At 62.0% G+C, this 9,700-nt stretch carries 14 protein-coding genes; all 14 read left to right on the forward strand.

The genetic code is table 11. The annotated features are described in order from the left end of the window. The first annotated feature begins 108 nt into the window (after positions 1–108). The gene (locus FVQ81_13270) at positions 109–492 is read left to right on the forward strand and encodes a DUF2190 family protein (GenBank protein ID MBW7997518.1); all 384 of its coding nucleotides are present in this window, start codon (positions 109–111) and stop codon (positions 490–492) included. 72 nt (positions 493–564) lie between these two features. Next, a complete protein-coding gene (locus FVQ81_13275) occupies positions 565–1,518 on the forward strand; it encodes a capsid protein (GenBank protein ID MBW7997519.1) in 954 nt (317 codons plus the stop codon). Between the two features lie 70 nt (positions 1,519–1,588). After that, a complete protein-coding gene (locus tag FVQ81_13280; protein MBW7997520.1) occupies positions 1,589–2,101 on the forward strand; it encodes a hypothetical protein in 513 nt (170 codons plus the stop codon). Further along, positions 2,101–2,529, forward strand: coding sequence for a DUF1320 domain-containing protein (locus FVQ81_13285; protein MBW7997521.1), 429 nt, complete (start codon positions 2,101–2,103; stop codon positions 2,527–2,529). Before FVQ81_13280 ends, FVQ81_13285 begins: the two co-directional genes overlap by 1 nt. Continuing rightward, on the forward strand, positions 2,529–3,020 hold the full coding sequence (locus FVQ81_13290; protein ID MBW7997522.1) for a phage virion morphogenesis protein: 492 nt from the start codon (positions 2,529–2,531) through the stop codon (positions 3,018–3,020). Before FVQ81_13285 ends, FVQ81_13290 begins: the two co-directional genes overlap by 1 nt. Then, the gene (locus FVQ81_13295) at positions 3,017–3,535 is read left to right on the forward strand and encodes a hypothetical protein (GenBank protein ID MBW7997523.1); all 519 of its coding nucleotides are present in this window, start codon (positions 3,017–3,019) and stop codon (positions 3,533–3,535) included. The genes FVQ81_13290 and FVQ81_13295 overlap by 4 nt, the downstream gene beginning before the upstream one ends. Positions 3,536–3,578: 43 nt before the next feature. Then, positions 3,579–3,833, forward strand: a complete 255-nt coding sequence (locus FVQ81_13300) for a hypothetical protein (GenBank protein MBW7997524.1) — start codon at positions 3,579–3,581, stop codon at positions 3,831–3,833. Continuing rightward, positions 3,830–5,224 carry a DUF2586 family protein gene (locus tag FVQ81_13305; protein MBW7997525.1) on the forward strand — a complete coding sequence of 465 codons (1,395 nt, stop codon included), beginning with the start codon at positions 3,830–3,832 and terminating at the stop codon, positions 5,222–5,224. Before FVQ81_13300 ends, FVQ81_13305 begins: the two co-directional genes overlap by 4 nt. Positions 5,225–5,292: 68 nt before the next feature. Next, the gene (locus FVQ81_13310) at positions 5,293–5,718 is read left to right on the forward strand and encodes a hypothetical protein (protein MBW7997526.1); all 426 of its coding nucleotides are present in this window, start codon (positions 5,293–5,295) and stop codon (positions 5,716–5,718) included. 90 nt (positions 5,719–5,808) lie between these two features. Continuing rightward, positions 5,809–6,114, forward strand: a complete 306-nt coding sequence (locus FVQ81_13315; protein ID MBW7997527.1) for a hypothetical protein — start codon at positions 5,809–5,811, stop codon at positions 6,112–6,114. Positions 6,115–6,340: 226 nt separating this feature from the next. Then, positions 6,341–8,146 carry a phage tail tape measure protein gene (locus FVQ81_13320; GenBank protein ID MBW7997528.1) on the forward strand — a complete coding sequence of 602 codons (1,806 nt, stop codon included), beginning with the start codon at positions 6,341–6,343 and terminating at the stop codon, positions 8,144–8,146. 4 nt (positions 8,147–8,150) lie between these two features. Next, a complete protein-coding gene (locus tag FVQ81_13325) occupies positions 8,151–8,690 on the forward strand; it encodes a hypothetical protein (GenBank protein ID MBW7997529.1) in 540 nt (179 codons plus the stop codon). After that, positions 8,687–9,484 carry a hypothetical protein gene (locus FVQ81_13330; protein ID MBW7997530.1) on the forward strand — a complete coding sequence of 266 codons (798 nt, stop codon included), beginning with the start codon at positions 8,687–8,689 and terminating at the stop codon, positions 9,482–9,484. The genes FVQ81_13325 and FVQ81_13330 overlap by 4 nt, the downstream gene beginning before the upstream one ends. Further along, positions 9,465–9,700: hypothetical protein (locus FVQ81_13335; GenBank protein MBW7997531.1), on the forward strand; the 236-nt coding region annotated here is incomplete at its 3' end. The genes FVQ81_13330 and FVQ81_13335, both read left to right, overlap by 20 nt.

Here is a 9,700-nt window from a genome sequence, read left to right on the forward strand (position 1 = left end):
CAAGGAAGCGGAATTTCCCGGGCCGGACAGGCGTGTCCGTCCCTGGATGGCGGGCAGGCTGAGAGTTAATACCTGGCCGCCCCACATTTGCGATTGAAGGAGTGAGAAATGTCCGGAGCAACCTATCTGCTGGATAAGGAGTACGAGGCCGGAGCCTCGGCTGTCACCAAATACCGCATCGTGAAGCGGGACACGGCGGATGGTCTGGTGATTATCGCCGCCGCCGTGGGGGACGCCATGTTCGGCGTGGCGCAACACGGCGCGGCCATCGGAGCCAGGGTGCGGGCGCGGTTGGCCGGAATCTCGGAAGTGGAATTGGGCGGCACCGTCACTCAGGGCGAACTTGTGACCAGCGACGCCACCGGCAGGGCCGTGGCCGCTGCACCGACTATCGGGGTGAACAACCGCATCATCGGCGTGGCGATGTCATCGGGCGTGGTCGGAGATATCGCGAGTGTGCTGGTCGCTCCGGGCCAAATCCAAGGCTCGTAACAGTAGAGTAATCGCGGGCGAATCGAAGAACGTCCCGTCATATCTGAAAACTTTGTCAGGGAGGGCATCAAGATGCCTGAAGGAAATGAGCTTCAAGTAAACCCGACGCTGACCAACGTCAGCATCCAGTACCGGCCCGATGGGTTGATCGGGGATCAGGTGCTGCCCGATTTCGGGGTCATCAAGAAACAGGGCGATTTCAAGAAGTACGTCAAGGATGACCGCTTCACCATCCCCGATGACGTGATCGGCCCGAAGTCCGAAGCCAACGAGGTGGAATGGACCGTCGATGAGGACACGTATTCCTGCAAGGATTACGGCCTGGACGATTTTGTCTCCAACGATGAGCAGGCGCAGGCCACTGGAGGTCCCTTCAATGCCCTGATCGACGCCACCGAATTTGTGACCGACTTGTTCATGCTGGCCAAGGAGAAGCGCCAGGCGGACCTGGTCTTCGCGCCGGGCACCTATCCCGCTGGCAACAAGGTGCTGCTGGCGGGCACCTCTCAATGGAGCGATTTTGCCAACTCCGATCCGCTGGGGGATATCGAGACAGCGAAGCTGGCGGTGTGGGGCAATCCGAACACGCTGGTTTTCGGGGCGGAAACGTGGAGCATGATGCGCCGTCATCCGGACATCATCAAATCCGTGATCGCGCTGGGGCCGCTGCTGGATCACCGGGGGCTGGCGACCCTGCGGGGCGTGGCCGAACTGTTCGAGATGGAACAGGCGCTGGTAGGCCGCACCCGTTACAACACCGCCGCCAAGGGGCAAGCGGCATCCTTTTCGCGATTGTGGGGCAAACACGCCGCCGTGTTGAACATCCGCCGTCCGTCCCTGCGGGGCCTGTTCTTCGGGGCAAATTATCTCTGGACGCCTCCAGGTCAGCAGGCGCGGGTGGCCGGAACGATCCCCCAGCCAAGCCGTGGTCTGCGGGGCGGGGTGAAGGTGCGCGTGGGCGAGACCTACGTCAACAAGATCGTCGCGGCGGATACCGGGTATTTCATCGAAGACGCGATTGCCTGATCCATCGCGCTCCGCAATTTTCCACTTGAAGGCGGGAACGGATTCCCGCCTCTATTTTCATGGAGGAAACATGGCACCCGGAACCAGAGAAGTCATTGTCAGTCAGCACGTCAAATTCGACGGCACGCTGTTCGCCCCCGGCGAGCCTTGCGGCCTGCCGGACGATCTCGCCGAGCGGTTGACCAAGGAAGGCCGGGCGGAACCGGCCCAATTACGGGCTGCGGACAAGCCTGTCCGCAGCCCCATTGGAGGCAAGGCCGCTTCCAGCGATACGGAGGACGGAGGGGCGTCCGCTGAAACGCTTCAGTTCACCGACGCCCAGCGCAAGATGCTCCTCAAGGCGGCGATGATCACCATGGTCAAGGATGAGGTGGGCCTGACCGGCAAGGGCCTGCCCAATGTGGCCGATCTGGAGGAAATCTCCGGGGTCAATACCGACGCCAAGGAGCGGGACGCACTGTTCGCGGAAGTGTTTCCCGAACCAGATGATGGTGGGGAGAAAAAGCCCGGCCTGATCGACCGGTTTCTTGGCAAGGGCGCGTCCGCCAAGCCGGAGAAAGGCGGGGAAGGTTCCGATAAATAATGGCCTACGCGGTGAGATCGGATTTGGAGAAGCGTGTCGGCGCGGATCGGGTGGCAAGCCTGGCCGATCACGATAACGACGGCGCGGAAACCCCCGAGGCGGTGGACAACGCCATCGCCGAAGCATCGGCCAGGATGGACGGCTGGCTCTCCGGCGTGTTGGATACGCCCCTGGATACCACCGAATATCCCGTGCTGAGGGGATACGCGGTATCCATCGCCTTGTGGCTGCTGGCGCTGGGGAAGGGGGCCGATCCGGACGGAGAGGAAGCCGGGCTGAAAGCCGATCACGATGAGGCGATGCGCTTCCTGATGAAGGTGGGCGAAGGCAAGCTGCGGCTCAACAAGGAAAGCGCGGCGGCACCGGGAGCGATCAAGATCAAGAGCCGCACCCAGAAGTACACCGAAACACTTTTGGAGACCTTTTGATGGCCGAATCAGGCGTCAGGTTGACCGGCGATTGGCCGGAATTCAGGCGGGCGGTGCGCAACCTGGCGAACTTCCCCTTCGCGAAGTTCCACGCCTTTGCCGGAGAGACCATCATCAACCAGACCCAGGCCCGCTTTGACAGCGAACGCGGGCCGGACGGCAAGCCGTGGCCCGAGTCTGCGCGGGTGAAACGGTTCGGGGGGAAGGTGCTTACCGACACGGCACGGCTGCGGAACTCGCTCAGCAAGCGGGCCGATGGGGACAAGGTGATCGTCGGAACCAACGTCGTCTATGCGGCCATCCATCAGGCCGGTGGCGAGATCAAGGCCAAGCGCAAGCCCCGCCTCGTGTTCAACATTCCCGGCGTGGGCATCCGCACGGCGAAGAAGGTCAAGATACCCGCCCGGCCCTACATGGGTTTCAGCCCCGAGGACCGGCGCGAACTGGCCGAGGAACTGCGGGGTCTGGTGAAGGAGTTGACAAAGAAATGATCGCGGCGGTGGAAACGTATCTCTCGGGAAAGCTGGTTGCAGCCGGGATTCCGGCAAAGCGGATCGCCCAGCTTGCCAAGGATTCGCGCACACGGCAGATGCCTTTCGCCGAGTTGTTCGATCCCCAGGAGAACTTTCAGCGGGACGGCAGCAAGGCCAGCCGGGATTACGATGGTGCCACCCAACAGGCCACCAACGCCGTGCGCCTTTACAACCGGGAACTGGCGCTGACCGTGAAGATCGTTCACCGCTCGAAGGCGCAACTGGACACGCTGTTTACGTCGTTTCTGGCGAGCGTGGAGCGGGGCTTTACCGATCCGCTCCCGGCCCCGGCCACGGGAGACCAGTTCATCCGGATCATTCCCGGCACGGCAACCTGGGCGGACGATCCGGCGCTGCTGAAAGACCGGGCGGAAGTGGAGATGCGCTTCCTGTTCCGGGGCGGCGTCTACCAGGAAACCACTGCTGGAACGACCCAGCAGGTCAATATGCCAGCAGTCCCGAACTTCACGTAATTCACCCCCTTCATTCCCCCTGAGGGGGAGAGGAGTCGAGAAGATGGCCGACAACCCGAAGAAAGAACAACGCAGCCCGCGCAAACGCACCGTCACGGAATGGACCGAACGATTGGGAGCGCGGCGTTCCATCGTCGCGGGCGCGGCGCATCTGGCCGGATGGAAACCGGACACCCGGCTCGGCGAGGAACAGTTCACGGCAGGGGTCCGCGCTTTTGAGAAGAAACCCTTGGGCGGGCCGCGAAAGATTCCGGCCAACGCCGGTAAGGTCATCAACAAGCAGGAGGTTGAAGCATGACATTTTTCGGAGATGTGACACACGTCATCGTGGATGGCGCGGCGGGACTCGCTCCTCCCGGCTCTCCCTTGGCGATTGTGGCCGGAGTGTCCGATTCCGGCACCATCGGGGACGCCCTGCTGATCGGCAAGGAGGGCGACTTTTCCTCCCTCGGCGTGGGGCCGCTGGTGGACCGGTTGCGGGACATCCAGGCGGCGGGCGACAAGACCCTCAACGTGGTCGCCGTGCGTGTTACCGAGATCGGAGCCGGAACCATCGGCACGATCACCGAAACCAAAACCGGCACCGGCACACAGGTCGCTTCCGGGACGCCCAAGCGGTTCGCCCATGTGATCGTGATCGCCACCTTGGATGGAGAAAACGGAGTTGCCAAGGTGAAGGTCTCGCTGGATGGGGGAAAGAACTTCACCCCCGAGGAAGTGATTCCCGGCACCGGGTTCCTCGTGCTGGGAGATACCGGCGTCCAATTGGACTTCACCGATGCCGTACCCCCCGAAGACAGCGTGGACATCGGGGACAAGTGGGAGTTCTTCATCACGGAACCCACTACCACCCTGGCGCAGACCCTGACCGACATCGCCACGGCGCTGACGACCTATGCCCCGTCCATCGTTTATGTGGTGGGCGAGTCCGACCCCACCGATTGGACGGCGGCGGCGCAGGAAGCCTCCGACCGCTTCGACGCGGGCAACCCCACCTGGTTCCTGATGGAATCGGCCCTGCCGGACGTGCTGACTGGGGAGACCCTTGCCGCCTGGGTTACGGCACGGGTGGCGGAGGTGTTCGAGGATTTGTGGGTTTCGGTCTGCGCCGGGTACGGGCGCATTTCCCGCGCCGGTACCAACGAGAATATCCGCCGCAACGTGGCTGGCGTCAACCTGGGACGGCTGGCCAGCATTCCCGTGCAGCGATCCATCGGGCGCGTGGCGGACGGCAACCTGACCGGTGTGGAACTGATGGACGATTTCTCCAACACCGAGGCAAAAACCCTCGACGATAAGGGATTCACCTCGCTCCGCACCTACAACGGCCTAGCCGGAGTTTACTTCTCCAACGGGCGCATGAAGGCAGCCGCCGCAAGCGATTATCAATTCCAGGAGATCGTGCGGGTGGTTCACAAGGCCGTGTCGGAAACCCGCGTGGAAGCCCTGACCGGCATTCAGCAGGACGTGGATGAAGTCGCCCTGCAATCCATGAAGGGGCGGATGGAACGTCCGCTGGATCGCATGACCGCCACCCGGCCCCCGGAGATATTGGGTTATCTGCTGGACATTCCGGAAGGTCAGGACGTGGTCAACAACGGCTTGGAATACACCCTGGACCTGGAAGGTGTGCCGGTGGTGAGGAACATCAAGATTTCCGTGCGCTTCAAGTTCGGAGAGGTCGTATAGCTCACACCCTCCAATTTCCTAATGGGGCTGCGGACAAGCCTGTCCGTAGCCCGTACGCCAGAGGCAAGATGATCAACGGACTGACCTACGATTGGGAGAGCGTCACTATCACCCTGCCGACAGGCATGGTTTTCGAGGCTCAGGACATCGAGTATTCCGACGAGAAGGAAATTACGCCCGTCTATGGCAAGGGCGGCATGGCCAGAGCCTACGGACGGGGCAACTACAAGGCGGAAGGCAAGCTGACCCTCCTGCGCTCGGAACTGGTAGCGCTGACGGCGGCGGCGGGAACCTTCGAGATACCGCCCCTGCCCATCGCGGTTTCCTTCTCCAACGAGGACCAGTCGCTGCAACTGGACCTGCTCAAGGATTGCAAGCTGAAAAAGCGCAGCTTCAGGGTGGCGCAGGGCGATCAAACCGTGCCGGTGGAAGTCGAGTTCGAGATTCTGGGCGGCGTCTGGCTCAATGGCGTACCGCCTCAATCGCAATTGTAATAGGTGGGCGACGGGCTTATCCAGGGGCGCATCCCCTTGCGCCCCATCCAGCCATTTGCCGTCCCTTCAATCCCTCATGGAAGAGGAACGATGACCGAAGAAAACCAGAAATCCGAGAAGGCCAAACCGCGCACCATCCATATCGTCAGCGACGACACCGGGAAGGAATACGAGTTCACCTGGCCGCAAAACCATCACATTTCCCGCTATGCCCGCGAGGCGTCGGGCGGCAATGCTCTCAAGGCTTCCACCAATCTGGTGATGGAACTGGCCATCAAGCCTGGGCGGACGGAACTGCAAGAGATGTTCAAGGATAAGCCGGGCCTGCCCATCGCCCTTGGCAATGAGATCGGCAAGGCCACCGGGATCACCGAGGAATTCAGCCGAAAAAACTGAACGCGGCCCGCCAGGGGCTGAACGACAATTCCTGGCGACAAATGGAGTTGGTGGTGTTGAACCGCTTCGGGACCCTGCCCGATCATCAGACCGACCTCCTTGAACGCTTCCTGGAAGCGGATTGGCTGGATCGCCGTCACGCGCAGATGCTGGCGGCGGAACTATCGCAGGTGTTGAGCAAAATAATGGGCGGATAAGAACCCCTTCGACGTTACTCAGGATACACATGGAAACCTTGTATAAATTGGGCGTGATCTTCAGCGTGAAGGACAGACTCACGGGAGCGATGACCCGCATGCAAAAGATGATGGGGCGCTTCCGGAGCCTGACCCGTACCACGGGAAAGGCGATGGTCGGCATGGCTCTGGGCGCAGGTCTGGCCATGGTGCCCACCGTGAGCACTTACGCCAACTTCGAGAAAACGATGGCGGCGGTGGGCGTCGTCTCCGGGGCCACGGAAAACCAGATCAAGCGACTGACCGACAAGGCCATCCAGTTGGGCATCGAGACCGAGCATTCCTCGAACGCCGCCGCCCAAGGATTCCTGCAACTATCCAAGGCCGGTTTCACCGTGGATCAGCAGTTGAAGGCGATCCGCCCGTCCCTGTTGCTGGCCACGGCTGGGCAATTGGACCTGGCGAACGCATCCGGCACAATGGCGGTCGGCATCAAGGGCTTTGGCTTGAACGTGCGGGATGCGGCGCGGGTTACCGACGTGCTGATCGCGGCCACCCAGAAAACCCGGCTCCGGGCGGATGAATACGAGCAGTCATTGGGGCAACTCGGACCGGCCGCAACCGGGGCCAATCAGGGCTTCGAGCAGATGATCGCCCTGCTGGGGCTGCTCAAGGATCAGGGGGGCACCGCCATCCGCAGGGCGGAACAGATCAAGACCGCATTGATTTCCATCCAGGCCCCCACGGGAGCCGCCGCGAAACAGATCAGCGCTCTTGTGCGGGACGCCTCGGGAAATCTGCTCCCCTTCGCCGACATCGTGGACCGCATCGAAGGGAAGCTGCAAGGGATGAACAAAGCAGCCCAGGATGCGGCGCTGGTGAAGATATTCGGGCGGGAGGGCCTGCCCGTGATCCAGGCGCTGAGGAAGGCGCAATTCGCCGATCCCATTACCGGGGAGACCCTGAAAGGCACAGCCGCGTTGCGGGAGTTGGAACGGGTATTGAAGAATTCCCAGGGCACGGGGCGGCGCTTCGCGAGCGTCTTCCTCGATACCTTCGCCGGTAAGTTCCAGTTGCTGAAGGGATCCATCGAAACCTTCTCAAACGTGGTCGGCAAGCTGTTCGCCGAGAAGCTGGAGCCGTTTGTAGTGGGACTGACCAAGGGCTTGAACATCCTCATCAAATGGACGCGAGAGAATCCGAAGGCCGCCCGGAATTTTCGAGACGCCGCCATCCAGGCGGGCAAGCTGGTAGCGGCCATCGGCGGCGTCGCCCTCGCAATGGCGGCGATCATGTTTGTGCTGGGTCCCTTCGCCACGGCCTTCAGCCTGCTCTTCCTCAATCCCATCGGGCTGGGCCTGGTAACGGTGCTGGCGCTGGTTACTTCCATCGCGATTCTGATCCGGCGCTGGGAGGATTTCAAACAGGCGGTCAAGGACCCGGTCAATATCGGAGGGCTGAAGATTGCGGAATTCCTGGACAAGATTTTCAACTTGAGCGCCCTGCGGAAAAAGGGGACGCCCACGGCCAGCGACAAGCTGGCGGAGTTGAACCGGAAGATCGCCGAAAAGCCCCTGCGGAGCGGCATTCCTTCCATCGATGCCGCCGCCGATGTGGGCCTGATTTTCAAATCCGAATTGGGAAATATCCTGTCCGAGGTGAACAGCGCCATCCAATCGTCACTAAAGGAAACGTTGCTGGGAACAGGCGAGAAAGTCCCAGGAGAGGAAGCGCCTGGCGCGGGTTCCGTCTTTCGCATCGGTCAGTTGATTTTGAACGGCGTGAACGATCCCGAAAAGCTGGTCGAGGAGCTGGAGAAATTCTCCGGGCCGTACCTCCCGGCAGGGCAGGAGTGAAAAGATGGCCGAAGTCCCGAACTTCCTGCGCGTGGGGCTGGATCACTTCATCGGTGAGGATGAAGGGGAAATCCGCCTCGATGGGACTCCGCTGCCGGGCATTCTGCAACGGATGTCCATCCGGGGACGCCTCAAAACCGACCAGGCCACATTGCTATTCGGCGGAGAGAAAACACAGCCCCTCGGTTTCCAGGCGGCGACGGTCTTCATCGAACTGGCGCTGCCCAGCGAGGGCGGATTCCTGCCGGGCAGCGAGTCCACCTGCTACGACAAGCTCGCCGAACTGAACGCCGTCTTCACGGAGGTGGATGCGGACATCAACGCCAAGCTGCACCGGATCAGCAACGCGCAGATCAATGCGCGGGGCATCGACCAGGTGTGGTTCAGCGAACTGGAATCCAGCGAGGCGCACCGGGATGTCATCACGGCCCGCCTCGTGCTGACCCAGAAGGAGCCGCCGGACTTCAAGGCCCTGCGCCGGGAACAGGCCGCCATCGAGACGGAACTCGATGAAATCATTGTTGAGGATGACGACGCGCCATGAGCGACAAGACGCCCTTTGTGGAACTGACCGTAGCCGGAACCTCGTTCCTGGGGCGGACGCTGGCCTTGGAGATGAATGCGGGCCTGGCCGGGCCACGGACCGGGGGATGGATCGATCTGGACAACCGGGATGGAGAGGTCTCCCAGGCGGTCAAGAAAGGAGAAGTGATCCAGGTGGCGGGGGGCCGTCTCGGAAACGGCAAGACGGCGCTTCTCACCGGCACCCTGCCCAAGGAGCCGCGCCAGGGTCAGGGCAGCCGCAAGCACGCGATCCGCATCGATCTGGCGGATGGCTGGGCGTCAACGGACAACGTTTTAGTCGTAAACGCCCTGATGGACGTGACGCCCCGGGAAGTGATGAACCACGTGTTGGGATTGGCCGGTGTAACCAACACACGGCTCTCCGCGAAGACCTTCCCGCGACTTCACCATGTCGTGCTGGATGGGGTGAACCTGGCGCACACCGCCCGCATCGTCGAGGAAGCCTGGAGGCTGGAGGACTGGCGGGTTGGGTTCGATCCGGACGGCCTGTTCTTCTGGGAATCCTGGACGGAAAGCCCCGCCGCAACCGCCACTCCCACGGTGTTCGGTGGGGAGGATTTGCTGCGCCTGGAACGCCGCCCCGGAGAAACGGGCGTGGCCGAATTCTTCTTCGAGGCCGGATTATTCCCCGGCGATTTGATCGAGCTTCCGCTGGACGATGCGGCGCAGACCGTGCGCATCGAGCATCGGCGGCACTATTTCGACGGTAACCGCTTTCGCACGGAGGTGCGCTTTGGGCCAATCCCTTCCTGAACGCTGGCGAACCGCCATCCGCGCCGTGGTGGTGAATCTGTGGCCATGGATTGAGCGGGGATATCACCTGTCGATCCGCGCCAGGGTGATCGCCGTGAAAGCCGTCAGCGCCGGGCCAAGCACCCGCCTCGGGTATCGCTATGCGGCCACGGTGCAGCCTTTGGCGCGGGATGGCTCCGATGACGCCAGCCGCCCGGCCATTCCGGACGTGCCGAT

It is taken from the genome of Candidatus Glassbacteria bacterium (genome assembly GCA_019456185.1).
Lineage (GTDB): Bacteria > Gemmatimonadota > Glassbacteria > GWA2-58-10 > GWA2-58-10 > JAJRTS01.

What these genes read in the sequence shown, in the direction of transcription:
- FVQ81_13305 (MBW7997525.1), top strand. Translation starts at nt 3,830, where the DNA reads ATGACATTTTTCGGAGATGTGACACACGTCATCGTGGATGGCGCGGCG.
- FVQ81_13270 (MBW7997518.1), top strand. Translation starts at nt 109, where the DNA reads ATGTCCGGAGCAACCTATCTGCTGGATAAGGAGTACGAGGCCGGAGCC.
- FVQ81_13295 (MBW7997523.1), top strand. Translation starts at nt 3,017, where the DNA reads ATGATCGCGGCGGTGGAAACGTATCTCTCGGGAAAGCTGGTTGCAGCC.
- FVQ81_13330 (MBW7997530.1), top strand. Translation starts at nt 8,687, where the DNA reads ATGAGCGACAAGACGCCCTTTGTGGAACTGACCGTAGCCGGAACCTCG.
- FVQ81_13310 (MBW7997526.1), top strand. Translation starts at nt 5,293, where the DNA reads ATGATCAACGGACTGACCTACGATTGGGAGAGCGTCACTATCACCCTG.
- FVQ81_13280 (MBW7997520.1), top strand. Translation starts at nt 1,589, where the DNA reads ATGGCACCCGGAACCAGAGAAGTCATTGTCAGTCAGCACGTCAAATTC.
- FVQ81_13290 (MBW7997522.1), top strand. Translation starts at nt 2,529, where the DNA reads ATGGCCGAATCAGGCGTCAGGTTGACCGGCGATTGGCCGGAATTCAGG.
- FVQ81_13275 (MBW7997519.1), top strand. Translation starts at nt 565, where the DNA reads ATGCCTGAAGGAAATGAGCTTCAAGTAAACCCGACGCTGACCAACGTC.
- FVQ81_13300 (MBW7997524.1), top strand. Translation starts at nt 3,579, where the DNA reads ATGGCCGACAACCCGAAGAAAGAACAACGCAGCCCGCGCAAACGCACC.
- FVQ81_13315 (MBW7997527.1), top strand. Translation starts at nt 5,809, where the DNA reads ATGACCGAAGAAAACCAGAAATCCGAGAAGGCCAAACCGCGCACCATC.
- FVQ81_13285 (MBW7997521.1), top strand. Translation starts at nt 2,101, where the DNA reads ATGGCCTACGCGGTGAGATCGGATTTGGAGAAGCGTGTCGGCGCGGAT.
- FVQ81_13325 (MBW7997529.1), top strand. Translation starts at nt 8,151, where the DNA reads ATGGCCGAAGTCCCGAACTTCCTGCGCGTGGGGCTGGATCACTTCATC.
- FVQ81_13320 (MBW7997528.1), top strand. Translation starts at nt 6,341, where the DNA reads ATGGAAACCTTGTATAAATTGGGCGTGATCTTCAGCGTGAAGGACAGA.